General features: G+C 51.9%; 30 protein-coding genes, 2 rRNA genes and 4 pseudogenes. 20 read left to right on the top strand and 16 right to left on the bottom strand.

The genetic code is table 11. From position 1 onward, the window contains the following. The 3 genes from VGM55_RS06530 to VGM55_RS06520 all read left to right on the top strand — a co-directional run. Positions 1-252, top strand: a 23S ribosomal RNA gene (locus VGM55_RS06530); the annotation flags it as partial. 111 nt (positions 253-363) lie between these two features. Next, positions 364-479, top strand: a 5S ribosomal RNA gene (gene rrf / locus VGM55_RS06525). Positions 480-850: 371 nt separating this feature from the next. Beyond that, positions 851-2,149 carry an MFS transporter gene (locus tag VGM55_RS06520; RefSeq protein WP_154187947.1) on the top strand — a complete coding sequence of 433 codons (1,299 nt, stop codon included), beginning with the start codon at positions 851-853 and terminating at the stop codon, positions 2,147-2,149. A gap of 35 nt (positions 2,150-2,184) precedes the next feature. On the opposite strand, the gene pssA is transcribed toward VGM55_RS06520, so the two are convergent. The 4 genes from pssA to trxC form a co-directional block, all read right to left on the bottom strand. Further along, a complete protein-coding gene (gene pssA, locus VGM55_RS06515; RefSeq protein WP_331635034.1) occupies positions 2,185-3,540 on the bottom strand; it encodes a CDP-diacylglycerol--serine O-phosphatidyltransferase in 1,356 nt (451 codons plus the stop codon). A 114-nt stretch (positions 3,541-3,654) separates the two neighbouring features. Beyond that, a complete protein-coding gene (locus tag VGM55_RS06510) occupies positions 3,655-6,315 on the bottom strand; it encodes a bifunctional acetate--CoA ligase family protein/GNAT family N-acetyltransferase (RefSeq protein WP_331635033.1) in 2,661 nt (886 codons plus the stop codon). 32 nt (positions 6,316-6,347) lie between these two features. Further along, positions 6,348-7,049: a tRNA-uridine aminocarboxypropyltransferase gene (locus tag VGM55_RS06505; RefSeq protein WP_154187946.1), complete on the bottom strand. Its 702-nt coding sequence runs from the start codon at positions 7,047-7,049 to the stop codon at positions 6,348-6,350. Positions 7,050-7,121: 72 nt separating this feature from the next. After that, positions 7,122-7,541 carry a thioredoxin TrxC gene (gene trxC, locus VGM55_RS06500; RefSeq protein ID WP_154187945.1) on the bottom strand — a complete coding sequence of 140 codons (420 nt, stop codon included), beginning with the start codon at positions 7,539-7,541 and terminating at the stop codon, positions 7,122-7,124. Positions 7,542-7,751: 210 nt separating this feature from the next. Here trxC and VGM55_RS06495 point away from each other — a divergent pair, with 210 nt between their 5' ends. Beyond that, positions 7,752-8,825: a tRNA/rRNA methyltransferase gene (locus tag VGM55_RS06495; RefSeq protein WP_331635032.1), complete on the top strand. Its 1,074-nt coding sequence runs from the start codon at positions 7,752-7,754 to the stop codon at positions 8,823-8,825. Between the two features lie 54 nt (positions 8,826-8,879). On the opposite strand, the gene ung is transcribed toward VGM55_RS06495, so the two are convergent. Beyond that, a complete protein-coding gene (gene ung / locus VGM55_RS06490; protein ID WP_154187943.1) occupies positions 8,880-9,569 on the bottom strand; it encodes a uracil-DNA glycosylase in 690 nt (229 codons plus the stop codon). Positions 9,570-9,888: 319 nt separating this feature from the next. On the opposite strand from ung, the gene grcA reads away from it, so the two are divergent. After that, entirely contained in the window at positions 9,889-10,272 is a 384-nt protein-coding gene (gene grcA, locus VGM55_RS06485; RefSeq protein WP_016537828.1) for an autonomous glycyl radical cofactor GrcA, read from the top strand. Between the two features lie 50 nt (positions 10,273-10,322). Here the strand turns inward: grcA and eamB are convergent, their stop codons facing one another. Beyond that, positions 10,323-10,910 carry a cysteine/O-acetylserine transporter gene (gene eamB, locus VGM55_RS06480; protein ID WP_331635031.1) on the bottom strand — a complete coding sequence of 196 codons (588 nt, stop codon included), beginning with the start codon at positions 10,908-10,910 and terminating at the stop codon, positions 10,323-10,325. Between the two features lie 104 nt (positions 10,911-11,014). Between eamB and VGM55_RS06475 the strand changes: the two genes are divergently transcribed. After that, positions 11,015-11,899 carry a LysR family transcriptional regulator gene (locus VGM55_RS06475; protein WP_154187942.1) on the top strand — a complete coding sequence of 295 codons (885 nt, stop codon included), beginning with the start codon at positions 11,015-11,017 and terminating at the stop codon, positions 11,897-11,899. Positions 11,900-11,928: 29 nt separating this feature from the next. Here VGM55_RS06475 and srmB read toward each other — a convergent pair whose 3' ends face one another. Then, positions 11,929-13,266, bottom strand: coding sequence for an ATP-dependent RNA helicase SrmB (gene srmB, locus VGM55_RS06470; protein WP_331635030.1), 1,338 nt, complete (start codon positions 13,264-13,266; stop codon positions 11,929-11,931). A gap of 121 nt (positions 13,267-13,387) precedes the next feature. Here srmB and trmN point away from each other — a divergent pair, with 121 nt between their 5' ends. Continuing rightward, positions 13,388-14,125 (top strand): tRNA(1)(Val) (adenine(37)-N(6))-methyltransferase TrmN, encoded by a 738-nt coding sequence (trmN, locus tag VGM55_RS06465; RefSeq protein ID WP_331635028.1) that lies wholly within the window; start codon positions 13,388-13,390, stop codon positions 14,123-14,125. Here the strand turns inward: trmN and nadB are convergent. Next, entirely contained in the window at positions 14,110-15,726 is a 1,617-nt protein-coding gene (gene nadB / locus VGM55_RS06460; protein ID WP_331635027.1) for an L-aspartate oxidase, read from the bottom strand. The genes trmN and nadB overlap by 16 nt on opposite strands. 384 nt (positions 15,727-16,110) lie before the next feature. Between nadB and rseD the strand changes: the two are divergent. The 6 genes and pseudogenes from rseD to VGM55_RS06430 form a co-directional block, all read left to right on the top strand. Continuing rightward, positions 16,111-16,161, top strand: a pseudogene (gene rseD, locus VGM55_RS06455) (rpoE leader peptide RseD); the annotation flags it as partial. Next, complete coding sequence (gene rpoE, locus VGM55_RS06450) at positions 16,158-16,733, top strand: RNA polymerase sigma factor RpoE (RefSeq protein ID WP_016537822.1); 576 nt, start codon at positions 16,158-16,160, stop codon at positions 16,731-16,733. The pseudogene rseD and the gene rpoE, both read left to right, overlap by 4 nt. 31 nt (positions 16,734-16,764) lie before the next feature. Then, complete coding sequence (gene rseA / locus VGM55_RS06445) at positions 16,765-17,412, top strand: anti-sigma-E factor RseA (RefSeq protein ID WP_331635026.1); 648 nt, start codon at positions 16,765-16,767, stop codon at positions 17,410-17,412. After that, positions 17,412-18,377, top strand: a complete 966-nt coding sequence (rseB, locus tag VGM55_RS06440) for a sigma-E factor regulatory protein RseB (RefSeq protein ID WP_154187937.1) — start codon at positions 17,412-17,414, stop codon at positions 18,375-18,377. Before rseA ends, rseB begins: the two co-directional genes overlap by 1 nt. Then, positions 18,374-18,856 (top strand): SoxR-reducing system protein RseC, encoded by a 483-nt coding sequence (gene rseC, locus VGM55_RS06435; protein ID WP_154187936.1) that lies wholly within the window; start codon positions 18,374-18,376, stop codon positions 18,854-18,856. Before rseB ends, rseC begins: the two co-directional genes overlap by 4 nt. A 441-nt stretch (positions 18,857-19,297) precedes the next feature. Then, a complete protein-coding gene (locus VGM55_RS06430; RefSeq protein ID WP_331635025.1) occupies positions 19,298-20,527 on the top strand; it encodes a site-specific integrase in 1,230 nt (409 codons plus the stop codon). Here the strand turns inward: VGM55_RS06430 and xis are convergent. From xis to racR, 5 genes and pseudogenes are all read right to left on the bottom strand, one after another. After that, the gene (xis, locus tag VGM55_RS06425) at positions 20,505-20,789 is read right to left on the bottom strand and encodes an excisionase Xis (RefSeq protein WP_331635024.1); all 285 of its coding nucleotides are present in this window, start codon (positions 20,787-20,789) and stop codon (positions 20,505-20,507) included. The two genes, VGM55_RS06430 and xis, sit on opposite strands and share 23 nt — an antisense overlap. Before the next feature lie 38 nt (positions 20,790-20,827). Then, positions 20,828-21,067, bottom strand: coding sequence for a DUF4060 family protein (locus VGM55_RS06420; protein ID WP_181221923.1), 240 nt, complete (start codon positions 21,065-21,067; stop codon positions 20,828-20,830). A gap of 2 nt (positions 21,068-21,069) precedes the next feature. After that, positions 21,070-21,544, bottom strand: a pseudogene (locus tag VGM55_RS06415) (MT-A70 family methyltransferase); the annotation flags it as partial. Continuing rightward, positions 21,538-21,645 (bottom strand): annotated as a pseudogene (locus VGM55_RS06410) (hypothetical protein); the annotation flags it as partial. The pseudogenes VGM55_RS06410 and VGM55_RS06415, both read right to left, overlap by 7 nt. Positions 21,646-21,878: 233 nt before the next feature. After that, positions 21,879-22,364, bottom strand: a complete 486-nt coding sequence (racR, locus tag VGM55_RS06405) for a DNA-binding transcriptional repressor RacR (protein ID WP_331635023.1) — start codon at positions 22,362-22,364, stop codon at positions 21,879-21,881. 101 nt (positions 22,365-22,465) lie between these two features. Between racR and VGM55_RS06400 the strand changes: the two genes are divergently transcribed. Then, positions 22,466-22,717 carry a helix-turn-helix domain-containing protein gene (locus VGM55_RS06400; protein ID WP_331635022.1) on the top strand — a complete coding sequence of 84 codons (252 nt, stop codon included), beginning with the start codon at positions 22,466-22,468 and terminating at the stop codon, positions 22,715-22,717. Positions 22,718-22,925: 208 nt separating this feature from the next. On the opposite strand, the gene VGM55_RS06395 is transcribed toward VGM55_RS06400, so the two are convergent. Beyond that, on the bottom strand, positions 22,926-23,126 hold the full coding sequence (locus VGM55_RS06395) for a hypothetical protein (RefSeq protein ID WP_331635021.1): 201 nt from the start codon (positions 23,124-23,126) through the stop codon (positions 22,926-22,928). A gap of 83 nt (positions 23,127-23,209) precedes the next feature. Between VGM55_RS06395 and VGM55_RS06390 the strand changes: the two genes are divergently transcribed. From VGM55_RS06390 to VGM55_RS06375, 4 genes are read left to right on the top strand one after another with little or no spacing between them, the layout of a single operon-like run. Beyond that, positions 23,210-23,764 carry a YmfL family putative regulatory protein gene (locus tag VGM55_RS06390; protein ID WP_331635020.1) on the top strand — a complete coding sequence of 185 codons (555 nt, stop codon included), beginning with the start codon at positions 23,210-23,212 and terminating at the stop codon, positions 23,762-23,764. Further along, complete coding sequence (locus VGM55_RS06385) at positions 23,761-23,949, top strand: hypothetical protein (RefSeq protein WP_331635019.1); 189 nt, start codon at positions 23,761-23,763, stop codon at positions 23,947-23,949. Before VGM55_RS06390 ends, VGM55_RS06385 begins: the two co-directional genes overlap by 4 nt. Beyond that, entirely contained in the window at positions 23,942-24,763 is an 822-nt protein-coding gene (locus VGM55_RS06380) for a hypothetical protein (protein ID WP_331635018.1), read from the top strand. The genes VGM55_RS06385 and VGM55_RS06380 overlap by 8 nt, the downstream gene beginning before the upstream one ends. Next, complete coding sequence (locus VGM55_RS06375; RefSeq protein ID WP_331635017.1) at positions 24,763-24,942, top strand: DUF4222 domain-containing protein; 180 nt, start codon at positions 24,763-24,765, stop codon at positions 24,940-24,942. Before VGM55_RS06380 ends, VGM55_RS06375 begins: the two co-directional genes overlap by 1 nt. A gap of 43 nt (positions 24,943-24,985) precedes the next feature. Here VGM55_RS06375 and VGM55_RS06370 read toward each other — a convergent pair whose 3' ends face one another. Then, positions 24,986-25,351 carry a winged helix-turn-helix transcriptional regulator gene (locus VGM55_RS06370; RefSeq protein WP_331635016.1) on the bottom strand — a complete coding sequence of 122 codons (366 nt, stop codon included), beginning with the start codon at positions 25,349-25,351 and terminating at the stop codon, positions 24,986-24,988. A 4-nt stretch (positions 25,352-25,355) separates the two neighbouring features. Next, positions 25,356-25,640, bottom strand: a complete 285-nt coding sequence (locus VGM55_RS06365; RefSeq protein ID WP_331635015.1) for a toxin-antitoxin system TumE family protein — start codon at positions 25,638-25,640, stop codon at positions 25,356-25,358. Positions 25,641-25,688: 48 nt separating this feature from the next. Here VGM55_RS06365 and VGM55_RS06360 point away from each other — a divergent pair, with 48 nt between their 5' ends. Together VGM55_RS06360 and VGM55_RS06355 are read left to right on the top strand one after the other, a co-directional pair. Beyond that, positions 25,689-26,531: a Rha family phage regulatory protein gene (locus VGM55_RS06360; RefSeq protein ID WP_331635014.1), complete on the top strand. Its 843-nt coding sequence runs from the start codon at positions 25,689-25,691 to the stop codon at positions 26,529-26,531. Continuing rightward, positions 26,528-26,689: pseudogene (locus VGM55_RS06355) on the top strand (helix-turn-helix domain-containing protein); the annotation flags it as partial. The gene VGM55_RS06360 and the pseudogene VGM55_RS06355, both read left to right, overlap by 4 nt.

The raw sequence follows: 26,689 nt of genomic DNA, 5'->3' as shown, positions 1-26,689 counted from the left end.
TAGTACGAGAGGACCGGAGTGGACGCATCACTGGTGTTCGGGTTGTCATGCCAATGGCATTGCCCGGTAGCTAAATGCGGAAGAGATAAGCGCTGAAAGCATCTAAGCGCGAAACTTGCCCCGAGATGAATTCTCCCTGGGTCCTTGAGACCCCTGAAGGGACGTTGAAGACTACGACGTTGATAGGCTGGGTGTGTAAGCGTAGCGATACGTTGAGCTAACCAGTACTAATGACCCGTGAGGCTTAACCTTACAACACCGAAGGTGTTTTGAGAGAATTTAGAGAGAAAGAGTAAATTTTCAGCTTAGTTCAGGATTAAATTGATGGTTATGCGGATGCATAACGGTCAATAACAGAATTTGCCTGGCGGCCGTAGCGCGGTGGTCCCACCTGACCCCATGCCGAACTCAGAAGTGAAACGCCGTAGCGCCGATGGTAGTGTGGGGTCTCCCCATGCGAGAGTAGGGAACTGCCAGGCATCAAATAAAACGAAAGGCTCAGTCGAAAGACTGGGCCTTTTGTTTTATCTGTTGTTTGTCGGGGAGCGCTCTCCTGAGTAGGACAAAATCGTCGGGAACGATTTTGCACAGCCGGAGGCTGCCCGCAGGGTGACGGGCAGGACAGCCCGGCATACAACTGCCAGGCATCAAATAAAACAGAAAACCTCAGCCTGACGGCTGGGGTTTTTTGCTTTCCAGGCCGCATGACTCCACGAAAAGCTTAGCCTGCTCACAAAAATCACTGTAACAACTCCGCAACAAGAAACTTCGCCTCACAAATTTTCTTTCTCCTGCTTTACTGGATCCTGGGTTATTACGCCCATTCAGGAAGACAGGAGAAGAAAATAAAATGATTGAAACAACAAGCGAAGCAAATGTTGGGCTCACGGCGGCAGATACTCGTCGCCGCGTATGGGCTATTATCGGCGCCTCATCGGGGAATCTGGTTGAGTGGTTTGATTTTTATGTCTACTCATTCTGCTCGCTCTATTTTGCACATATCTTTTTTCCAGCCGGGAATACCACCACTCAGCTTTTACAAACGGCCGGTGTCTTTGCCGCTGGTTTCCTGATGCGCCCTATCGGAGGCTGGCTGTTCGGCTATATTGCGGATAAGCATGGCCGCAAAAACTCGATGCTTATTTCCGTTTGTATGATGTGCTTTGGCTCTTTGGTCATCGCCTGTCTGCCCGGTTACGCGACGATTGGTACCTGGGCTCCGGCGTTATTACTTCTGGCCCGGCTATTTCAGGGATTATCCGTGGGCGGAGAATATGGCACCAGTGCAACCTATATGAGTGAAGTTGCCGTCGAAGGCCGTAAAGGCTTCTATGCTTCGTTCCAGTATGTCACGCTGATTGGCGGGCAGCTCGCAGCGCTGCTGGTTGTGGTTGTTCTGCAGCAGGTGTTGAGTGATGAAGATTTGCGTAACTGGGGATGGCGAATCCCTTTTGCCATTGGTGCAGTGCTGGCCATTGTAGCCCTTTATCTACGGCGTTCTCTGGATGAGACGTCCGATAAAGCGACCCGTGAGCATAAAGACGCCGGTACACTGTCCGGGCTGTGGAAGAACCGCAAAGCGTTCATTATGGTGCTCGGTTTTACCGCCGGTGGTTCTCTGGCTTTCTATACCTTTACCACCTACATGCAAAAGTACCTGGTAAATACGGCGGGTATGCACGCTAATACGGCCAGCGCGCTGATGACCTTTGCTCTGTTTATTTTTATGGTAATCCAGCCGTTCTTCGGCGCACTGTCGGATAAGATTGGTCGGCGTAGCTCTATGCTATGTTTTGGCGGGTTAGCAGCGGTGCTGACTGTGCCTATCTTGACTGCCTTACAGAATGTTAGCTCGCCGTATGCAGCCTTTGCACTGGTGATGGCGGCGATGATCATTGTCAGCTTTTACACTTCAATCAGCGGCATTCTGAAGGCTGAAATGTTCCCACCAGAAGTCCGTGCCCTGGGCGTTGGGCTCTCCTATGCGGTTGCTAATGCTCTGTTTGGCGGCTCGGCAGAATACGTCGCCCTGTCACTGAAATCTATCGGAAGCGAAACGGCATTCTTCTGGTATGTCTCAGGTATGGGCGCATTGGCTTTTGTTGTTTCCTTGTTGCTGCATCGCAAAGGAAAAGGTATCAAGCTGTAGTGAGTAAAAAGCCCTGCATTGCAGGGCTTAGACACTTAGAGAATGCGGCTTATCAGCCGGTCAATGCGGATTCGCCGCAACCTTCGAATTAGCTTACGAACTTTAACCGGATACTCGGCGATACTTTGCAGATCGCGGTAATGCTGAACCACCGTAGTGTGGGTACGTATCAGCTCCAGCTCTTTAGTGCGAATAGCCTCAAGCTCTCTTTTGGGATCGTGGATTAACAGCGCATTCTCTAAATCCAGACGCCAGGCTCGTGGGTTTAAGTTGTTTCCGGTCAGCAGCATCCATTCATCATCCACCCACATCCCTTTCAGGTGATAGCTATTATCGCCATCTTTCCACAGACGCACAATCAGTTGCCCGGTATTCACGTAATACTGCAGGCGGCTGAGGAAACGGCGCAGGTTGATTTCGTAGAGATAAGGCAGGGCGCCGATGATCTTGAATGGCTGATCTTCCGGAATGTAGAAGTCATTAGCCGTCTTGTCACCGACGATAATCTCAACCTGTTTGCCATCTCGCAGTAGCTGAATAATATTACGCACCAGTACCGCGGGGAGGTTGAAGTACGGTGTGCAAATAGTGAGTTTATTCTCTGCACACGGCATAAGATGGAAGATAGTTTTATTCAACAGGCTGGATTTTCCCAACCCAACCAGCGGCGTAACAGAAAGCTCCTCGTTGTCCGCGTCACCCTGGAAGAGGAAGCTGGCATCCCGCAATTCCTGACGGAAAAGGCGAATATCGTTTTTGATTTCCGGACTTTTAGGACGCTCGGATACGTCCAGACGATGCACCGCACGGCCATGTACAAGGTTCTGGTTTACCCAGCCATACATGATATCCGCTAACTGTCGATTTTTGACAACCTGATAACGATCGTAGCGGTACTTATCGTGCTGATGCAGATACACATCATTGAGGCTGGCACCGCTGTAGATAACAGCGTCATCAACAATAAAACCTTTAAAATGCAACACACCCAGCGCTTCACGCGTATTGACGGGAACGCCGTAGACCGGAATATTTACATCCGGGAACTGCTCTGCCATTCGGTGATACCAGTCCGCATTGGTGTTGGTTGCAGCAACACCAATACGTCCGCGCTGGGCACGGTGCCAGTCAACCAGGACGGAAACTTCCAGCTCCGGCCGCAGTTGCTTAGCGTGGTAAAGCGCGGACAGGATCCCATTGCCGCCGTCATCCTGCTCGAGGTAAAGCGCAACGATACAGATACGCTGCGTCGCGTTGGCAATTTTTTTCAGCAGCGTTTCGCGGAAATCCGCTGGGGAGAACAGGGTCTCTACATCATCAACTGATTGAGAAAGCTTGGGTAACTGGGCAAGGTGTTGTTGATGTTTATTACGCTTAAATTTAGACAACATCACAGTGCTTATCTTCTCTATTCATTGGATGGCCTTCTGCAAAATCCAGACGTCATAACCTGCCGATAATACCACTACTGCTGTGCAAAGTGAGTATGTTTTCCAGTACCTTACTCACGAATCTACGCTTTCGCTCAGCGGGAGTGTCAGACTTACAATGCCATCCTCCAGCTGAATATCGACGCTGAAACCCAGTTTACGGGCTAACGTGATCATGCCCTGGTTATTCGGCATCGTTATGCCGTTGAGCCGTTGAAGGCCGTGTTGTCTGGTATAATCGATAAGCTTAGCCAGCAGGCGGCGGCCCAGCCCCAGCCCTTTCAGGTCGGAACGGACCAGCACGGCGAACTCTGCATCAACGTTATCCGGGTCTGATATCGCACGCGTGACGCCAAGGATCTCAGCGCTGCCTTTTATTTTGCGTATGGCAACAAATGCCATTTCCCGATCGTAGTCGATCTGCGTCATATTGGCTAAATCTTCGTGGGTAAATTCATTGATCTCGCTGAAATAGCGATAGTAGAGATCTTCCTTCGTTACCTGGGCAATAAATCGCTGCAGCTGTGGTTCATCCTCTGGCAGGATCGGGCGGAACAGACAGCGATCGCCGTTTTGAAGTTGCACGATCTCTTCAAGCTGATGAGGATAAGGACGCACGGCCAGCCGGGCATCTGAATCACCCGTAAATTTGGCCAGCTGAAGCGTGACATCCAGCAGGGTAAATTCACTGCCGGACGCCAACAATGGGTGAATATCAAGCCGTTCTATTTCCGGGCAATCGATTATCAGGTTAGAAACCTGCACCAGTACCTGGCTTATTCCGGCGATGTCCAGAGGGCGTAATGCGCTCCGGCTACGGATCTTGCCGCTTTTGATGGCCTGAATAACGAGATAGCGGGCAAGGTTCATATTTAAAGGTGGAAGGGCAACGGCTGCCTGTCGGTCGGGTCGCCATTCCACGCCGCCTTCTCCCAGCATAATCAAGGGGCCAAACACGGGATCGTGTTCCACCATAACCCTCAATTCCTGAGCGCCCGCACGATTTGCCATGCTTTGCACCAGTAAGCCGTGAATGCGTGCCTGTGGCCATGTCATTTTCACGCGATCGATAATGGCTTCTGCTGCCTGCTGAACCTCGCTGGCCGTTCGTAAATAGAGCATAACCCCCTGTACTTCCGACTTGTGAGGAATATCAGGAGAACGAAGTTTTAGCGCGACGGGATAGCCAATTTGCTCGGCGATATGCACGGCTTCCGCACTGTCCCCTGCAATCCACGTTGGTAGCGTCGTTAAGCCATAGGCTTCAAGTACCGGCCTTACTTCATGGGTATCCAGTGTGGTCACGCCCTGATACAGCGCTTGTTGAATAAGGTGGTGAGCTTCGCCGGTATTCGCCGTCAGGTTGGCCGGCAACGCAGGCGTCTCGCGCAGCTGCTTCTGATTACGGCGATATTCCACCATATGCATAAATGCTGTTACCGCACCTTCCGGTGTGCGGTAAGTCGGAATACCCGCATCACTGAATAAACGTCTGGCCTCCTGCGAGGAGAATTCGCCACACCAGTTGGTGATGATAGTCAGGTATTTCCCACGAGGATGACGCTGAAGTAAATCGATCAAGGCCAGAGCACTGGCGGTTCCAGGCGCGGCAGCGCTGGGTGAGTGGATAACCATTAATGCATCAAAATCATGACAATCAAGGAGTTTTTCTACGGCCAGCAAGTAACGACCAGGGGTTGCGTCGTCACGCAGATCTATCGGATTCCCTGCTTCTACACCCGGAGGCATAACGTCAACAAGCGCTTGCGTGGTTTCTTCACTCAGGGCTGCTAGCTTACCGTTACGTAGCCATAGCTCATCGAGCGCGAGCGCTGCTGGCGCGGCCCCGTTACTGACTATCATTAAGCGTTCGCCGCGTAAGGGGCGCATATGGCTTAAAGTTTCGACTGCGGAAAACAGCTCGTGAGTGTCCTGAACCCGGAGTAAACCGGCTCGCTGAATGGCCGCATCCCAGGCGGCATCCAGGCCAGGATGGGTTTTAAGCAGCGCCTGAGCCCTGGCACTGCGCCCACTTTTGATAACCAGAATAGGTTTATTACGTGAAGCGCTGCGAGCGGCGGAAACAAAGCGGCGCGCATCACTAAGATGTTCCAGATACAGCAGGATTGCGCTGGTTTTCGTATCCCGGGCAAGGTAATCGAGCAGCTCATCCACGTCGATATCCAGACTGTCCCCGAGAGCGATAAACCAGGAGAAACCCATTTCGCGCTGCTGTGCCCAGTCAAGAATCGTATTTGAAACCGCGGCAGACTGGGAAATAAACGCCAGTTTGCCCTTTTGGATAGGCACAGGAGAAAAGCTGGCGTTTAATCCTTGCCACGGGGCCAGGAGGCCAAGGCTGTTGGGCCCAAGCAGGCGTATTTGCCAGCGTGCCGCACAGGCCAGCAATTCAGCCAGTTGCTCCGGTGGTGCGGATAAGATAATACAGGCTTTGCAGCCTTTGCTGCCCAACGCCTCAAGGAGTGACAAATTGCGCCGGGAATGCGTACAGATGATTGCGAGATCGGGGGCCAGCGGCAGGCTGGCGATATCCGGCCAGGCGAGCACGCCGCAAACGGCTTTATGAGTCGGTGTGACCGGCATTACCGGGCCATTAAACCCGCCAGCAAGCAGATTGCGCATCATTAAGTAACCGGCACGGTCGGTTTTTGCCGACGCGCCTATCACGGCAATCGATTTTGGACGCAGCAGCGCTTCCAGGCCTCGTTGACTCACGACGCTCTCCCCTGAGTGATGTTCTGGAGAGTCTAAACGTTTTCTTCAACTTCTGCTGTGACGCTACCCTGATGATGAGGTTTCCCCGCCAGATAACGCTCGCGGAAAAGGGTAAAGTGCTGCGTTAGCCCTTCAGAGGCATGGATATCACCCGCCAGTTCAAGCAACGCGGCTGCGACTTCTGCCGTGCAGTACTGACCATCAGCATGAGCCTCGCGCAGGCGATAAGTTGAAGTAATACTCAAATCAACCGAAATCATCGGCAGAGCGTCGAGATAAGGGCTCTTACGGAACATTTTGCGTGCTTCGGTCCATGTGCCGTCGAGCATGATAAATAGCGGTGGTTTGCCGGTCATTGGCGGTGTGGTCAGAACCTCCCGGCCCGCATCGGCATAAGACGCGGGGAAAACCACCATCGGTTGATAGTCCTGGCTGGAAACCAACTCCAGTAGCGCCTGCGGTGGCTCAGTCCGTGACCACTGAAACGCCTCTGTATCCGGCAGAATGTCTGCAATTAAACGCCCGGTATTGCTGGGTTTCATCGGTTCAGTATCAAACATGACCAGGCAAAAACGACTACGGGCGTTCAATGATTGAAGGGTTTCACACAGGCAGTTTTTGAGCGGTAAAAGGCAGCGCTGGCAGCGGCGAACGCGATTACCACGGGCGAGAAATGGGCGAGTTGCACGAGCCAGGCGGGCAGCACGGAGGCGAAGGACGGCGTTTTCGGTCATTAAGGAGACTTAGCTAAAAACGCTATTCTACCGTAGATATTAAAAAGGGGCCTAAAAAATGCCCCTGCCAGATTAGATATTTTCGTCGAGCCAGCTATCAAACGGCACCTTTGGCATCGCGCCGTTCAGCATATCGACAACCTGACCATTCTTAAAAATCATAATGGTTGGGATGCTGCGAATGCGAAAACGGGCGCTAAGCTCCTGCTCAGCTTCGGTATTGACCTTAACGAAACGTACTTTGCCGCTGCGCTCTTCGGCAACATCTTCAAAAATAGGGGCGAAGTTAACGCACGGGCCGCACCAGGGGGCCCAAAAATCTACCACTACCGGCAGCTCGTCTTTCAGGAGTTTATCCAACGTAGCGGCCGTCGCGTTGACGACTTCACCATCAAACAGTTCATGACCGCAGCGACCGCACTTTGCGCCGTCATCAATACGGTCGTCAGGAATGCGGTTAATTGCCTGGCAGTCGGCACAAACGGTATTCATAACTAACCTCAAGGGAATGTGTTGTCGAAAATCGGTGCCATGCACCACGGATGTTTCAAATATGTTACATATTATCAACGAAGATGGGGAAGCCAACAAAGTGATTTATTCAATGAGTACAATAGTTATTAGCTTTTAAGCAAAGTTAATGGCTAACCCATGCCACATCAGGTAATCTGCGCGCTTCGCGCTCAGCCAGGTGGAGGAAAAATGAACGACGAATTTAAAGGTAAAAGCGGCAAGGTCAAAGTGATGTATGTCCGCGGTGACGACGACAGCGAAAAGCGCAGCCAAAACCCGCGTACCGGGAAAGGTGGTGGGCGCCCTGCAAGCGCGTCACGTGGTGAAGGCGGTGGTCGCCGTCCGGCTCGTCACGATGATAAACCTCGCGGCGGGCGCGACCGGAATGAACGTAATGACAGAGGCGATCGCGGTGAAGCGGCTTCTCCATGGCGTACGGTTTCTCGTCCCCCAAAGGAAGAAGCGTCGTTAGCGGTTGAAGATGACGGTACCAGTGCGAAAAACATCATCGATCCGGAAGTGATTCGTCGCCAGCGCGCCGAAGAAACTCGCGTATACGGTGAAAATGCCTGTCAGGCGCTGTTCCAGAGCCGCCCGGAATGTATCGTGCGCGCATGGTTTATCCAGAGCGTTACGCCGCGCTTCAAAGAAGCACTGCGCTGGATGGCGGCTAACCGTAAGGCATATCACGTAGTGGATGATGCCGAACTGGCAAAAGCCTCCGGTACAGAACATCACGGTGGTGTTTGCTTCATTATTAAGAAACGCAGCGGTATCAGCGTACAGAGCTGGCTTAACAAAGCCGGAGAAGATGATTGTGTGCTGGCACTGGAAGATGTGGGCAACCCCCACAACCTCGGCGGTATCATGCGTAGCTGTGCGCATTTCGGCGTTAAGGGCCTGTTGATTCAGGATGCTTCATTGCTGGAATCAGGTGCGGCTGTTCGTACTGCAGAGGGGGGAGCAGAGCACGTGGTCGCCATCAGTGGTGCAACATTTAGCGAAGGTCTGGAAGCTTTCCGTAAAGCAGGCTATACCATCGTGACCACCTCCAGTCACCAGGGGACTCCGCTGTATAAAGCTGCGTTACCGAAGAAAATGGTGCTGGTGCTTGGGCAGGAGCGCGACGGCGTTTCCGATACCACATTCGAAAACGCAGACATGAGCGTTGCGATTGAAGGTACCGGTAATGTTGAAAGCCTCAACGTATCGGTGGCAACCGGGGTACTGCTTGGGGAGTGGTGGCGTCAGAATAAGGCGTAACCGAATCCTGAGATAAAAAAGCCAGCTTGATAGCTGGCTTTTTTCGTTTTGGCCTCAGCCGTTTTGCTGCGGTAGCCGCGGTTCCCAGTCGATGGGCTGTTCACCTCGCTCGGCCAAATACTCATTCGCCTTAACGAAATGCCCACAGCCCAGAAAACCTCTGTGTGCTGAAAGAGGGGAAGGATGAGGTGCGGTCAGCACATGGTGGCGCTGGCGATCGATAATACTGCCTTTACGCTGAGCATGGGCACCCCATAGCAGGAACACTACGCCTTCACGATGCTCATTAATTAATGCGATAACCTTATCCGTAAATGTTTCCCAGCCGAAGTTAGCGTGGGAATGCGCCTTGCTCGCTTCTACGGTTAGCACCGTGTTGAGCAGCAGTACGCCCTGGCGCGCCCAGCTTTCCAGGTAACCATGTGTCGGACGGGTAAAGCCGGATACAGAAGCTTCCAGCTCTTTGTACATATTCACCAGGGACGGTGGCGGCGCAATGCCAGGAAGTACGGAAAAAGAGAGTCCGTGCGCCTGTCCTGGCCCGTGATAGGGATCCTGCCCAAGGATCACCACTTTGACATCGCCCAGCTCGGTGAAGCGAAAAGCGTTAAACACGTCCTTCTGCGGTGGGTACACGGTTACGCCCGCCGCCCGCTCGGCCGCAACGGCGCTGAGCGTATTGATAAAGTAAGGTTGCTGCTTCTCTTCTGCCAGCACGTCGTGCCAGGTGAGGTGGGTAGTCATCTCGCTCTCCCGCGAATCTGTATTGCCTGATAGCTTAACTGCTTCTGCTCTGCGAGCAAAATATTGCGTTGCATCAATGGGCTACGGTACTAAATAAAGTTGAAAATTTACAAAAATTTTAATGACGCGCTGTACGCCTAAGTTGATGTAAAACAAATAAAACCAGCAAAACCCTTTTTTATGGTGTGGATTTAATTGATTTATGTCAAAGAATGGAGCCTGGTGGGCTGATATAAGAACAACAAAGCAACAAAGGTTTTACCAATGAGCCAGGTTTCTGGCCCAAAGAATCAGCACATTACCCTGAGGGAGAAATAAAATGATTACTGGTATCCAGATTACAAAAGCGGCAAACGACGAACTTCTGAACTCTTTCTGGCTGCTCGACAACGAAAAAGGCGAGGCGCGCTGCGTCTGCGCAAAAGCTGGCTTTGCAGAAGATGAAGTTGTTGCGGTGAGCAAACTGGGTCAATTCGAATACCGTGAAATTCCAATGGAAGTGAAACCGGAAGTTCGCGTAGAAGGCGGTCAGCACCTGAATGTTAATGTTCTGCGTCGCGAAACGCTGGAAGACGCCGTTAAGCATCCGGAAAAATATCCGCAGCTGACGATTCGTGTTTCTGGCTATGCGGTTCGCTTCAACTCTCTGACCCCGGAACAGCAACGCGACGTTATCACCCGTACTTTCACTGAAAGCCTGTAATTCAGTTCCTGCCGTAGTGAAAAAAGAGCGCCTTCTGGCGCTCTTTTACGTTAGTAAAAGATCCTCACCGCACAGTAAACCAGCATCAACGCCAGAATAATATTCAGCGAACGTCCAAAGCGTTGAAACACCTTCTGGAACAGATGACCGGCCAGCGCCCAGCAAAGATTCCCAAAACTCCCTATTGCCGCCAGCACCACGCTCATTCCCACGATGCCGCTTATTTCCTCCGTATATGGTAAGACAAAGGTCGACAGGGCGGTGATGCCGTAAAGAATAATTTTTACGTTTAAGAACTGCAGGCCAAAGCTGGCCCAGAAGCCGATCGGCTGAGCTTCCGTCGTCGAGCCCGGCGGCTGGCTGGTGACGATCTTCAGCGCCAACCAGAGAATGTAAATCCCGCCGATCCCGCCAAGAACGCGGGTAAATCTCGGATTGAGACTAACGAGTGAGAAGGCGATGCCCGCGCACAGCAGCATGATAATCAGAAATCCAAGGCTCATTCCCGCCAGCACGCGGCTGCTTTGCCGCAGCCCGTGGCCGGTGACGGTGCTTAACGCCAGAATATTGTTGGGCCCCGGCGTCAGGGCGGTAATGAGGGTGTATGTCCAGAAAGCGCTAAAGAAAATGGCGACCACTTGAGTTCTCCTTTGTTTTCGCTGAGAGTACGCAAACCGGAAGATTTAAAAAAATGAATGTTTCTATACTCAGAATTCGATGATTTCGATGTAATGGAGGCTGAATGGATTTACGTCGGTTTGTCACGTTAAAAACGGTGGTGGAGGAGGGGTCGTTCCTGCTGGCATCGCAGAAGCTGTGCTGCACGCAGTCGACGGTCACTTTTCATATACAGCAGCTTGAACAGGAGCTTTCGCTGCGGCTGTTTGAAAAAATTGGCCGACGGATGCGTTTAACCGAAAGCGGCAAAAAGCTCATGCCTCACGTTTATGAGCTGACGCGCGTCGTCGATACCATCAGGCAGGCCGCCAGGCCGGACTCTGAGCCAGAGGGTGAACTCAGGATCGCAAGTGGTGAAACGTTGCTGGCGTACAAAATGCCGCGCGTGCTGCAGCGTTTTAAGGAGAGGGCACCTCGAGTCAAACTCTCTCTGCAGTCTTTGAACTGCTACACGATTCGCGATGCGCTCCTGGACGATCGGGTCGATCTCGGCGTGTTCTACCGCGTGGGGAATGACGAAGCGTTGCATATGCAGGCGATTAGTGAGCCTTCGCTGGTGCTGGTGGCGTCGCCGGCACGCGAGGAGATTGACTTCCGACATACGGACAGGCACATCCCTGTCAGTTTTGTGATCAACGAGCCGCAGTGCGTGTTCCGGCAGATCTTTGAAGAACAGTTGAGAAAGCGCAGGATCACGCTGGAAAACACCATCGAGCTATGGAGTATCGAAAGTATCAAGCAGTGCGTTGCCGCGAACCTGGGCGTAAGTTTCTTACCTCGTTTTACCGTAGAGAAAGAGCTTTTGTCCGGGGAGTTAGTGGAGCTGCCGTTCAGCGAACCGCTACTGACGATCAACGCGATTTGCGCGCATCATGCGGGGAAGGTTATCAGCCCGGCGATGAAGATTTTTATGGAATGCCTGCAGGAGAACGCTGAACCGGGGCAATAAAAAACGCCGGGATTTTCCCGGCGTTGATGTTATTCGTCGACTTTTGAAGATTCCGTCGCGGCTGCTGCACTTGGCTTACGACGCTTACCAACGTTTTTCTTATCGCGATGGCGCACTTTAACGCGCGGCTTCTCTTTATCTTTCTCTTTCTTCTTCTCTTCGCGCCTGGCCAGTACTTTCTTCGATGGCTTACCGGTCAGCTTCTCGCTTGGCGCGCGCGTGGTTGGGCGCAGCTCATCGAAGACGCGGGACTTCAGCGGCTCTTTCATGTAGCGGGTAATTTTACCCAGCAGCAGATGATCGTGTGCTTCAACCAGTGAAATCGCAGTACCTTTCATACCAGCACGACCGGTACGGCCGATACGGTGCAGGTAGATATCCGCGGTACGCGGCAGGTCAAAGTTGAATACGTGGCTAACGTCAGGAATATCGATCCCGCGGGCAGCGACGTCGGTGGCAACCAGGACATTAACGCGGCCGTCGGTCAGACGTTTGATGGCTTCGTTACGCTTGGCCTGCACCATTTCGCCTTCGAGATAGCAGGTGTTGATACCCGCTTCGCGCAGCCAGGCAACCAGCTCATGCACACGCTCGCGTTTACGTACGAAGATGATAGAACGGGTGGTATCCGGCTGATTCAGCAGGTGAACCAGTAATTTGGTCTTATGCTCAACATCATCGGCACGGTAGTACCACTGATGGATCTTCTTGCGCTCGCGGGTTGAAGGCGTAGCAGAAACCTCAACGGGATCTTCCAGCAGACGTTCAGCAAAGTCTTTGACCGCATTGCCTTCGAGCGTAGCGGAGAACAGCATTGTCTGTTTGCGCCAGCGAGTTTCCGCCGCAATGGTCTCGATATCCTGAGCAAAGCCCATGTCCAGCATACGATCGGCTTCATCAAGGATCAGCGTTTCAACCGCTCGGCAGTCGAAGTTTTCTTCTTTGATGTACTGAAGTAGTCGGCCGGTTGTGGCCACCACGATATCCTGATTCTCGCTGAACACTTCAGCGTGGTTCATATAAGCCACGCCACCGGTGATGGTCGCAATATCCAGATGCGTGTGCTTTGCCAGCTCGCGGGCGTGGTCTGCTACCTGCATCGCTAATTCACGGGTTGGGGTAACGATCAGAATACGCGGCGGGCCAGATTTTTTGCGCGGGAAGTCGACCAGATGCTGTAGCGCTGGCAGCAGGTAAGCTGCGGTTTTACCGGTACCCGTTGGTGCTGAACCCAGCACATCGCGCCCTTCAAGTGCAGGAGGAATGGCCGCAGCCTGGATTGCTGTCGGGCGAGTAAAGCCCTTCTCCTGGAGCGCGTCCAAAAGGCTTTCATCAAGTTCGAGTTCGGAAAAAGTGCTTACAGTCATGGTCTACCTCTATTTGGGACGCCGATTATAGACGTTATGCCCGCGATCTTCATCTGTTTGTGTCTTTCCGTGGTCGCTCGTTTCACTTATGCTACGGCGGTTTCTTCGCAAGGTAGATAAGATGTCGGATCAAAAAGCGGTATTACGTCGGGACGGATTCACTTTCAAACAGTTCTTTATTGCGCACGATCGCTGTGCCATGAAAGTGGGAACGGATGGAACCTTACTTGGTGCATGGGTACCGGTTGCTAATGTAAAAAGCGTACTCGACATCGGCACCGGCAGTGGTTTACTGGCGCTGATGCTTGCACAACGCACCGCGGACGATGTTTCTATCGAAGCCGTAGAGCTTGACGCTGTTGCGGCTGAACAAGCCGCCGAAAATGCCAGTGCTTGCCGTTGGGCCTCGCGTATTCAAGTGCATTGCGCGGATATTCGCGAATGGGCGCAGCAGGCCACCCAGCGTTACTCTTTGATCGTCAGTAATCCGCCTTTCTTTGAGCAGGGCAGTAACTGTGCCTCTCCGGAACGCGCTCAGGCTCGCTATACCACCACTTTGGATCACCAGGCTCTGCTGAGCAGCGCTGAACAGCTGATCACCGAGGATGGTTTTTTCTGCGTCATTATGCCGGAAACCTCAGGTACGGCGTTCAGCGAGCTGGCGAAATCACAGGGCTGGCACGTGCGCTATCGTACGGACGTTGCGGATAACGAAACGAGATTGCCCCATCGTGTGATGCTCGCACTCTCCCCAACGGGTGGAGAATACTATAGCGATCGTCTGGTGATCCGTGGGCCAGACCAAACCTATTCAGAAGGTTATTGCAGCCTGACCCAGGATTTCTACTTATTTATGTAAAGCGGTGAGAGCACGCTTGGGCCTGAGTTCTCAAGCCTTTCCGGATAGTCGAGCGTGAAGTGAAGGCCGCGGCTTTCTTTACGCTGCATGGCGCAGCGAACGATAAGCTCGGCAACCTGAACCAGATTCCTCAACTCAAGCAGGTTGTTGGACACCCGGAAATTAGCATAGTACTCATCGATCTCCTGCTGGAGCATGGTAATACGGCGTAATGCGCGCTCCAGCCTTCGTGTAGTGCGAACGATGCCGACGTAATCCCACATAAATAGCCGCAGCTCATGCCAGTTATGCTGGATCACAACCTGTTCGTCGGGGTTATCGACCCGACTGTCATCCCATGCGGGTAAATGTTTACTCTCCCGGGCATACGGCAAGCGCTTGAGAATATCTTCTGCGGCAGACCAACCATAGACCATGCATTCAAGCAATGAATTTGACGCCATTCGGTTTGCGCCGTGCAGCCCGGTATAGGTCACTTCGCCAATAGCATACAGTCCGTCAACGTCGGTGCGTCCATGTTCATCAACCATCACGCCACCGCAGGTATAATGTGCTGCTGGCACCACAGGGACGGGATCTTTAGTTAAATCGATCCCCAACCCAAGCAATTTTTCATAAATAGTAGGGAAGTGCTGGCGTACAAACGTTTCTGGCTTATGGCTGATATCAAGATACATGCAGTCCGCACCCAGACGCTTCATTTCGTGATCGATAGCGCGGGCGACGACATCTCGCGGAGCCAGCTCAGCCCGCTCATCAAAGTCCGGCATAAACCTTGTTCCGTCCGGGCGCTTTAGCCAGGCGCCTTCGCCACGCAGTGCCTCAGTTAACAGGAAGTTTCTGGCCTGCGGGTGAAAGAGCGCCGTTGGGTGGAATTGGTTGAACTCAAGATTGGCAACGCGGCAGCCCGCACGCCATGCCATGGCGATTCCGTCGCCAGAGGCGATATCCGGGTTTGTTGTATATTGATAAACCTTCGAAGCCCCGCCTGTCGCCAACGCTACGGCTTTAGCACGGCAGGTTTCGACCTTTTCAAGGTTACGGTTCCAGACCCACGCGCCGACAACACGCCTTGTGCCAGGTAACCCAATTTTGTCAGAGATAATTAAATCCACGGCATTGCTGCGCTCGATAACCCGAATGTTCGGATGATTAAGTGCTTTGCTGACTAGCGTAGTTTCTACCTCTTTACCTGTAGCATCAGCGGCGTGAAGAATGCGGCGATGACTATGACCGCCTTCACGCGTTAAATGATAACTCTCTTCACCATTAGCCAGCGTGTGGGTATCGAACATTACCCCCTGGTCAATAAGCCACTGGACGCAGTGTTTCGCATTACTGGCAACAAACTCTACGGCATCGCGGTCACAGATACCGGCTCCGGCAATCAGCGTGTCGTCAATGTGGGAGTCAATGCTGTCGGTTTCATCAAAAACGGCTGCAATTCCGCCCTGAGCGTAAAAGGTTGAACCTTCGCTAATCGGACCTTTGCTAAGCACGATGACGTTGCTGTCTTGTGCAAGACGCAGCGCGAGGGAGAGACCGGCAGCTCCGCTACCGACAATGAGTACGTCACAGACCAAATCGCTAGTTGTGTTCATGGTGTTTAATTTACTAAACAAGTTTGGCCGCAGCATAGCACCGGGTGGGATAAGGAACACTATTTTTTTGTTTTATCGTTGCGCCGACTAAACAATATTATCGATAAATGTGCTGAGGAGAGGCGTGTCAAATTATGCAAATAAATGCATCTACAAATGGATAAACGACAGATTAAATGATGAAAAACCTCGACTCATGCGATACTCTGCTCGCTAACTTTTTAAGCGATGATTCAGAAGAATCGGCGTACCGTTTTGCGTAGCGGAATTTATAATGAAAAGATGCAATCCGCGAAACATGACAGAAAAACAAAGGCGTAACGGAACTTTGCTGGCCTCGGGCGCTCCAACTCTAAGCTTGCTCAAAATGCAGGGTTCGAGTGGCATTTCGATTACGCGTGGAAATTAGGTTTGGGGAGACATTACCTCGGATGAGCGAGCAGTTAACGGATCAGGTCCTCGTCGAACGGGTCCAGAAGGGAGATCAGAAATCATTTAACCTACTGGTGGTGCGCTACCAGCATAAGGTTGCGAGCCTGGTTTCCCGCTATGTGCCTTCGGGAGATGTTCCCGACGTGGTGCAGGAATCTTTTATCAAAGCGTATCGTGCGCTGGATTCATTCCGCGGCGATAGCGCATTTTATACGTGGCTGTACCGTATTGCGGTCAACACGGCAAAAAATTATCTGGTTGCCCAGGGGCGCCGTCCACCGTCCAGTGACGTAGACGCGATTGACGCTGAAAACTACGAAAGTGGCAGCGCATTGAAAGAAATTTCGAACCCTGAGAACTTAATGTTGTCTGAAGAGCTGAGACAGATAGTTTTCCGCACGATTGAGTCGCTCCCGGAAGATTTACGCATGGCAATTACGTTACGGGAGCTGGATGGTCTGAGCTATGAAGAGATAGCGGCCATTATGGATTGCCCGGTAGGTACAGTGCGTTCTCGTATTTTCCGCGCGCGGGAAGCTATTGATAATAAAGTTCAACCGCTTATCAGGCGTTGACGATAGCGGATTACTGGAAGGGTATTTAGGCATGCAGAAAGAACAACTTTCCGCTTTAATGGATGGCGAATCTCTCGATAGCGAGCTGCTTAACCGCTTGTCTGATGACAGTGCGCTGCAGCAAAGCTGGGAGAGCTACCATCTGATCCGCGACACGATGCGCGGAGATACCAGTGAAGTGCTTCATTTCGATATTTCTGCCAACGTAATGGCAGCTATCGCGAATGAACCAGTGCGTAGCGTCGCGCCGCTCATTACCGAATCACAACCGCGGCCTCAGCAGTGGCAGAAAATGCCGTTCTGGCACAAAGTGCGTCCATGGGCAAGCCAGCTGACTCAGATGGGTGTTGCTGCGTGCGTATCGCTTGCGGTTATTGTAGGTGTGCAGCACTATAATGGTCAGTCTGACAGTGCCGCACAGCCGGAAACGCCGGTGTTTAACACCCTGCCGATGATGGGCAAAGCCAGTCCGGTGAGCCTGGGCGTACCGTCTGAGACGACGGCCAGTAACAGCAGTCAGCAGGTACAGGAACAGCGTCGTCGTATTAACGCAATGCTGCAGGATTACGAATTGCAGCGTCGTTTACACTCCGAGCAGCTCCAGTTTGAACAGGCGCAAACCCAGCAAGCTGCTGTGCAAGTGCCAGGAAACCAAACTTTAGGAACGCAATCGCAGTAATGAAGCAACTTTGGTGTGCCCTGTCTCTTGTGGCAGGCGGCCTGTTGTTCACCTCCAGCGCCTCGGCGGACACGGTTTCGTCCGGGGCGCTGTTGCAGCAGATGAACCAGGCGAGTCAGTCACTCAACTATGAGCTGGCGTTTATCAATATCAGCAAACAAGGGATTGAGTCCCTTAGTTATCGCCACGCGCGTCTTGATAATCGCCCGCTTGCTCAGTTTTTGCAAATGGATGGCCCGCGTCGGGAAGTTGTGCAGCGCGGCAATGAAATCAGCTATTTTGAACCTGGGCTTGAGCCATTCACGCTCACCGGGGACTACATTGTCGACTCTCTGCCTTCCATCGTCTATACCGACTTTAAGCGCCTGACACCTTACTATGACTTTATCTCCGTTGGGCGTACGCGTATTGCCGATCGGCTGTGTGAAGTGATCCGCGTCGTGGCACGAGATGGCACGCGCTACAACTATATCGTGTGGATCGATACCGAAACCAAGCTCCCGCTGCGGGTTGATCTCCTTGATCGTGACGGTGAAACGCTAGAACAGTTCCGGGTGGTATCTTTCTCCGTCGAAAATCAGGCCAGCGGCCTGATGCAGAATTTGGCGAAGGCTACGCTTCCGCCGCTGCTGTCTGTTCCTGGCGCGGAGAAAGCGAAGTTTTCCTGGGCACCTACGTGGCTGCCGCAAGGGTTTAACGAAGTGTCGAGCAGCCGTAGGCCTCTGCCTACCGTTGGCGTGCCGATAGAATCTCGTCTCTATTCTGACGGATTGTTTAGTTTCTCGGTAAACATCAGCCAGGCACCATCCCAGGTCAGTAATAGCGATCAGCTGGTACGCACCGGTCGTCGTACCGTAAGTACTGAAATTCGCGATAAAACGGAAATTACCGTGGTCGGGGAATTGCCTCCGCAAACGGCAAAACGCATTGGCGATAGCATTAAGTTTAACGGGGCTACGCAATGATCAAAGAGTGGGCGACGGTTGTCTCCTGGCAAAACGGTGAAGCATTGCTGCACTGTGATGTTAAAGCATCCTGTAACAGCTGCGCTTCGCGTTCGGGGTGCGGCGCACGAGTATTGAATAAGCTTGGTCCACAAACCAGCCATCTCTTATCTGTTCCAAGCGAACAGCCGCTGGTAGCAGGTCAAAAAGTGGAGCTGGGTATCGCGGAAGGAAGCCTGCTTGGCTCCGCACTGTTGGTTTATATGTCGCCGCTGGTCGGGCTTTTTTTGTGTTCAGGCCTCTTCCAGACGCTGTTTAGCACGAATCTGGCCGCGATGTGTGGTGCGTTGCTCGGTGGTGTAGGGGGGTTCCTGCTTGCCCGCGGTTTTTCACAGTATTTCAGCCGCCGGGATAGCTGGCAGCCGGTTATCCTGAGCGTTGCGCTTAGCCCGGAAGCGTTGCGTGTCGATACTTCAACTCCCCCGGCTGAAAATCAGTAATTTCCCTTCGATTGACATATCTTTGCGCATCCTGCTCATGGCTTAACTAAGCTTGCAGGATGAGCAGTTTCCTCGCTTTCTGGTTGTAGTGTAGAATGCGGCGTTTCAGGCAGAAGACAGTCACTGACATCCTGCTCCGTACAGCGCGAAGCGCCGAGCTCACAGGCCATTTGTAAGGCATAAAACCTCTAACTATGAAGAATATACGTAACTTTTCTATTATTGCCCACATCGATAATTGCCACTAAGTCAAGCTTTGCCAACCTCAGCCACTTTCCCTCCCTGATACCAGTAATTCCGCGCGTTTCGCTCTATCCAACCAAGTCATCATTTGCCAACCTAAGACAACATAAGCCAATGAATTTGTGTCCACTGCCGTGTCCATATTCTATGATGAGAATAGTAGAGCGTGTCCATCGTGGGCACGGGCGGGGGTTTTACATGGCAATTTCAGATAGTTATCTAAAAGCCTGTCTCGGAAAAGAACGGGACAAAGTGGAAGAGAAAGCAGACCGTGACGGATTGTGGGTTCGCGTCAGCAAAAAAGGCGCAGTAACCTTCTTCTATCGATATCGATTCCTGGGTAATCAGGATAAAATGACGATCGGAAGCTATCCGGCTTTTGGCTTGAAAGCCGCACGCGAGGAAGTAGAGAAATGGGTCGCTGTCCTCGCCCGTGGAGAAAACCCACGCATTCGCCAGAGTATGAACAAGGCGAAGGTAAACTCGCGGTACTCCTTCGAAGAGCTGTTTCGTGAATGGCATGCTATCGTTTGCATTCAGAAAGAAACATCTGACCAGATCCTTCGTACGTTCGAGCTCCATGTTTTTCCGAAGATAGGCAAGTATCCGGCTGAAGATCTGACTTTGCACAACTGGCTTACCGTATTAGATCGGCTGGCGGAGGGGTACACTGAAATTACTCGCCGCGTTATCAGCAACGGCAAACAGTGTTATTCTTGGGCAGTGAAACGTCAGATGCTGGAGAAAAATCCCCTGTCGGAGTTGTCCGGGCAGGACTTTGGCATTCAGAAGAAAATGGGGGAGCGAACGTTGTCACATCATGAGATAGCGATTGTCTGGCGCGCTATTGAGGATTCGCGCCTTATTGAGCGAAACAAGATCCTTTATAAATTGTCTCTGCTATGGGCGTGCAGGATCGGAGAACTCCGGCAGGCTGAAGTCGTTCATTTTGATTTTGAAGAAGGGATCTGGACCGTTCCGTGGGAAAACCACAAGACGGGGCGGAAGAGTAAGAAACCAATAATCCGTCCTATCATCCCGGAAATGCTTCCATTGATACAACGAGCCATTGAGCTGGCGCCGGGTCGTTTTGTTTTCTCAAAATATGAAGACAAACCGATGAGCGAATGTTTTCATATGAGCATCAGCAGTAACCTGGTTAAGTTCATGCTGAAAGCTTATAACGAGAAGGTGCCACACTTTACGATTCATGATCTGCGCAGGACTGCGCGAACGAATTTTTCCGAACTGACTGAGCCGCATATCGCCGAGATAATGTTGGGCCACAAACTGCCAGGCGTGTGGGCGGTGTACGACAAGCACACCTATATTTATGAAATGAGGGAGGCTTACAGCAAGTGGTGGGCCCGGCTGATGAGTATCATCGAGCCCGATGTTCTGGAGTTCACGCCACGTCAGACCGGATGAGTTGACCCTTGCTGTCACGCGGTAGGTTCAGGTGCGACATTGGGCGTCGTACTGGCCGCGACATTTCTTGGGCCTGCCACTCGTGAACTTTGGTTTTGAGCCACTTATTGGATCCACCCATGTAGGAGCAGTCTGGCTCCGGGAATGGGTTGCCGTCGCTCGGGCGTTTACGGTAACGCTCCAGCGTCCTCGGTGAAATGCTTAACTGGCAGCAGATATCGCGGGTGCTCATCAGTTCGAAGTTATCAGTTTTTTTGCTCATCATTCTCTCCAGTGGCCCCGGTGGGGCCATCGTTATTATCAGTGCGCCTGCGCTGGCAGGTTGCGAAGCTTACGAACGCCGATCATTGCGGTCGCGACATAGCTGGTGGCCCTGTTAACTACTTCGACAGTGACCTTCATGCCATCCACCTCAACGGTGTAATTTGTCTGGTGCTTCTGCCTGCCGTAATCGCCATATTTTGCGTGGTGCGTCGCCAGCGCAACATCGCAAGCGCGGCGACCGATAGGTGATTGCTTGCTGCGATTAATTAGCTTCATAATCACTCGATCACCTCTGCATTTGTGATGTGTTCTACATGACCTGTCCACACCTGAACTGAAGATTGTCCGCACTGGTTTTCCCAGTGATGCCATCCTGTTGCTGTGCTTCGGCTGAAAAGTTCAATGCGAGGAACGTCACCGTAAAGCAGTTCCAGCCGGTGACGAACTTCTCAAGGTTTCTCGCTGTGAGCGCCGAGCGAGCTGTAAACGACTTGCTTAATACTCGCGTTCATACGCTCCAGACCTCTACCGCAGGTGGCGATTAACAGATCCTCCGTATTAGCGCGGGTATGGTTTCCATCGTTCATACGGGTTTCGGCATTCAGCAGATCGAGGAAGTCATAGAAGTCTGCGACTTTACCTTCTGCCAGAGCCTTGTTAATCCGATGCTCGGCCAACTGGTTTAGCTTCACCCAAGTAAAACCCTTCATTTGTCCAGACCGTGAATCCCCAAGCTTCTGCCAGCTCGATAGCAAAATACGGGCCTCAGTGCCTGCATTTGGCTCTGTCTGCTGCAAACGTTTAGCGTCTTCCAGCAATAATGCGATCACATGCTTCAAATCCTGCTCATTCATCTCTTCTCTCCGCTGAAATCATCTGCTGGCGAATCATCCTGGCCTTCATATGCCCAGGGCGGCTACTTCGTGGGCTTCCTGCCTGTTCGCTGTTGATGTGATTTATATTAGGTGTCGCCTAATTTTATGTCAATAGGCTCCGCCTAATATTTGGGGCATGAAAAACCTGTGATGAATGAAACATCAGGAGAGAAAGCTAACTTGTGATGGGGTTATCCTGGGACCATACCAGCTTAAGTTCCGGTCTTTTTGGCTGTAGGACTTTTATTTGGGGATTTGCTTTCCTGTAACCAACGCCGAACTTTTAAATCCATAGTTGAAACATAGGCTCTTACATCTGAATCAACCCAGCCGGGCTCTGTGCTGTCAATAGATAATAGAAAATCAACAACAACGCGTCTCTCTGCTGTTGCGAGCTGATAAGCGTCATAAATAAGGTTATCACTATGACTGGATTCTTGGGTGGGGAGAGATTGTTGATCTTGTGCTGGAAACTCCTGAAGCCCCCAATGTTCAGGACCTACTACATCTGAAAAGTATTTCCATAACTCAGGAAGCTTATCTTTGCTGATAGAGCCTTTCTTTATCCAGTCATGAATTGATGGCGGTTTTATTTTGAAATGGCGTGCGATTTCAGCCTTGGTCTTAATGGCACCCGAAGATAATTTCTTGTTGATAGCCTGCTCTATGGCCAGGCCCAGTTTTTTACCACTAAGCATTGCCTAATCATCCTCATTAGTTTTGAGTTAGGCAATTCCTATTGATCTTTCGTTAGGCGAAGCCTAATATTAAAGGGTGTTGGAAATTTGGAGCATAACTCATGAAAGAAGAAAACTTTGTACTAAAGCAGGCTTGCTCCCGGGTTGGTGGGCAAGCATCTATGGCCAGATGTTTAGGTGTCTCTTCCCCGACAATTAATCAATGGGTGAAGGGGATACGGCAGATTCCTGCTGAACGTTGCCCTGAGATAGAAAAAGCGACCAACGGCGCAGTGACATGCGAAGAACTGCGTCCTGACGTCAGCTGGTCCTACTTACGTCGTTCTACCGGCCATAAGACGAACGTAGCCTAACACGCTCCTGGTTGTGCCATAACCACAGAATCAGATGGTTAACTGCGGTAAAGCCAATAAACATCAGGAGAGAACATGGGAAAAGAACAGGTGATTTTAACTGGGGAGCTGACCATTGAGATTGCGGGCGAAGTGCTTCCCGTCATCAGGGAGGCAATCCGCCGCAAAGGGTTAGAGGGTGATTATGACCATTATGTAATGCCTGTCATCAGGACAATGGCAATTTCACTAGGGGTCTGCAGCCAGCATCTTCCAGCCTCTTGGCGTAGTGATCGGCCAGAAAGCAATAGATTTTGTCGAAATCACTTTTTCCCTCTGGGCTATCGAGGGGAGCGCAGTCGGAATAAGTGGCGGCAAAAGTTTCTACCGTTTTATCGAAGATATAAGTCACGAATTCTTCTTTAGTCATGTCGAACCTCCCTGGTTCTTATCGGCCTGTAAATCATAAGGGTATCACCACGGTAAGGGGCGGCACCAGAAAGGATAAGCAAGATGAATGAACCTAAGTGGAAAGTAGATAAGCAGCCCACCTGGCTGGTGGCTGCTATCAAAAAGACCATAACCGATTTGCCAGGCGGTTATGCCGAAGCGGCAGAATGGATTGGGGTTACCGAAAATTCGCTATTTAACCGTCTTCGCACGGATGGCGATCAGATTCTGCCCTTCGGCTGGGCAATGGTGCTGCAGCAGGCTGGTGGCCATCACCATATTGCGCATGCAGTATGCCGTGCTTCTGGTGGGGCATTTGTTCCGCTGCCTGATATCGAAGAAGTGGATTACGGGGATATTAACCAGCGCCTTCTGGAGGCTATTGAGCAGATTACCCGTTATTCGCAGCAGGTAAGGGAAGCAATCGAAGATGGTGTGATTGAACCGCATGAGCGCGTGGCTATCGATGATGAGCTTTACCGGGCCATTGCCAAATTACAGGAGCACACGACGCTGGTTTACCGGGTTTTTTGTGCGCCAGTAAAGAGTGATGCCCGCGAGTGTGCAGCCCCGGGCATCGTGGCGAATAAATCATGGTGTATGGAGAAATCCGCATGAGCAATATAACCGCAAATTATCAGCGTTCGCAACTCCGCGCGTTACCGCTACGTGGCGGCAAGAGCGAGGTCACGTATTGCTATGTGGTGAGAATACCGGGCGGATGGGAAGCCATCAACCACAGGTTCCGTGAATGGGCTGTGGGTGATTTTCGTCAACAACAGCAGGAGACACATAATGACTAATCTACCCGCAACCGGGATCACTATGACCAGCCTGGAGCTGGTGGACTACATCAATGCTGAGCGTGAAGCGAAAGCGATCGCTGTCGGAGCATCCTTCCCGGGCAAAGGGCATTCAAAGCTCCGTCATGACCAGTTCCTGGTAAAAGTGCCTAAAGTTCTGAGCGAAAATCACTCACCCAAATTTTTGGGTGAGTACGTCGATGGTACCGGGCGTACTTTACCCTGCTATTACTTACCCAAGCGTGAAGCCTGCCTGATGGCAATGAGCTACAGCTACGAGTTGCAGGCGAAGGTGTTTGACCATATGACTGCGCTGGAGCAGTTCAGTGTACCGGCACCGCAGTTACCCGCGAACAAAGCAGACCAGATACAGGCCGGTCTGTTAATCGTGGAGTCTGCTACCAGGTTGCTGAATCTTTCTCAATCGTCACGACTGGGGGCGTTGCAGAAACTGCAGGAGCTGGCGGGGTTGCCAGCGCTGATGCCGGTATATGCCATCGATGCCCCGGCGGATGCTGTTAACGGCTCAAGCCGACCCACGGCTGCGATCACTACTCTGTTGAAACTGAACAGCAGCACGATGAGCACACCAGTGGCTTATCGTATCCTGGAGCGCCTGCGGATCGTTGAGCGCAAACGCCGCCCAAGTTCCCGACATGGTGAAAAACAATTCTGGTCGATAACCATCAGTGGCCTGCTGTTCGGAAAAAATATCACCTCACCGAATAATCCGCGGGAAACCCAGCCCCATTTCTATGAATCGCGCTTCCCTGAGCTGCTGCAGCGTATCTACGAAGAGTGGAGGCGTGGCTGATGACGACTAAATACCCAGATATCGGCAGCCACTGGTGTGATGACCATGGCCACGTAGTCATGATTCTTGATCACGATATTGAGGATCAGAAAGTTGTTTACCAACGTCCGGGTTACGAGTGGAAGTGTGCGACACCGCTGATTGTGTTCCGTGCCAGGTTCAGGAGGACAGATAAGTGATGGAGATAATGAGAAGCGACACCGGGCAGGGTGTCGCAGAGGGTTATGCAGCGATGTGGCCGACAGTAAATTCAACGTGGTACGCAGTGTATGGAAAAATAATTTTCTGGCCATCATGTTCAATTACCCCGGCTTTTAATAGCGCGGTGACATCCCGATGTACGGCGCGGAAATCACGTCCTACGCGCCTTGCCAGTTCGCGTATGGATATCGCCTCTGCTCCGGTCATTGTGTTAATAATGGCGAGTCGGTTAGGTGCCAGCATTGTTTTAGCCAGTGATTCAATATCGGGGAACGTCAGAGAAAACGGGACATCAACAGGTTGTCCAGACATCGCTGCAACAAACGCCGCTTTGGTGTCTTCTCTGGCCGTTTCGCGAGACATTACACGAACGGTTAGTGTGGTCATGATATTACCCCCTTATAGCGTTGACGTCGGCGTAAAATTGTTCGAACAGGTCAGCGAGGTCGGAGAACGTCACCGGGTATTCACTGTCGCCAATATGCTTATGGTCACCCTTGCCAGCTTCGTTGTCATAGCGCATAACGCAAACATCATTAGAAACGTAGGCCATGCTGTACTTATAGCCGTGGTTACTGGCGCGAATCGAGGGATCAACTGCCCAGACTGTAATGCTGATGAAGGCATTTTCCCCCGGAAAGACATCGCGTTTTTTGATGAGCAACTGCGCTGGCATTATGTTTTCTCCCTTAATGATGACAACAATAGCATCACTCTTTTGGTGATGTCAAATCCGTCATCACTTGATTCTCTGAATTCCGGACGGTATAGTGCTTCCGCTGCCACATTGCTGGTGGTCGGGCGTTGCAACCCGGATTTCAATTCAGCGCATAACCGCGCCTATGCGGTTTTTTTATGCGTTAAGCATTGCCACATTCGCATTATGGTGGGGCGTGCAGGGCAGCCTTCGGGCTGGCCGGGTTCAGTCAGGACCGGTATTCTCACCCCTGTACGTCTCACCACCAATTGGACCGTGAGAAGTCTCGGTGGTGAGTTATTTACACTCCTGACTGAGGCTGCCATTATGGCTACTGTCCCAACCCCTGAACAACCTGAAATCACCTTCGTTAACGGTCGCGCAGTGACTTCGTCACTGGCTGTCGCGGCTTATTTCGTCAAAGACCACAAAAACGTAATTCAAAAAATCCAGTCACTGGAATGTTCACCTGGTTTCACTGCGCTTAATTTTCAGCTCAGTCGCTACACCGACTCCACCGGTCGTCATCTTCCCTGCTATCTAATCACCCGCGATGGTTTTGCATTCCTGGCGATGAGCTTCACAGGCAAACGTGCCGCACACTTCAAAGAGATGTACATCACAGCCTTTAACACCATGGAGCAGGCGCTGATTCAACGGTCACGGAAGACATCTTCTGGCCTGGAATCCATTCATAACCATGCGCAGCGTCTGCATGAAAATCTCTCAATCATCATGGCTATCTGGGCGGATAACGTCCAGCCCCTGAACCCACCGATAGTGGTCAGCGGCACAGTTATGGATACCTGTCACCGTTCTGGCCTGATAGCCGCTGGGATAGCGCGGGCAATGCGGAGGGAGAGCAAATGAGCAGCAAACTTCATGGCCTTGTATGGGAAGGGTGCGCACATGCCGGTCTTATCCTTTCTCGCGTCGCCGTCATGGCCCGCCTGGCGGACTACAGCAATAACGAAGGGTTATCCTGGCCTGCGGTAGAAACCATACAGCGCGAAATCGGGGCTAAAAGC

Origin of the sequence: Cedecea sp. (assembly GCF_036500665.1) — a bacterium.
In the GTDB taxonomy this organism is placed as follows: Bacteria; Pseudomonadota; Gammaproteobacteria; order Enterobacterales; family Enterobacteriaceae; genus Cedecea.
Note: the sequence above shows the minus strand (reverse complement) of the source record. Positions and strands in the feature narration are given on the sequence as shown.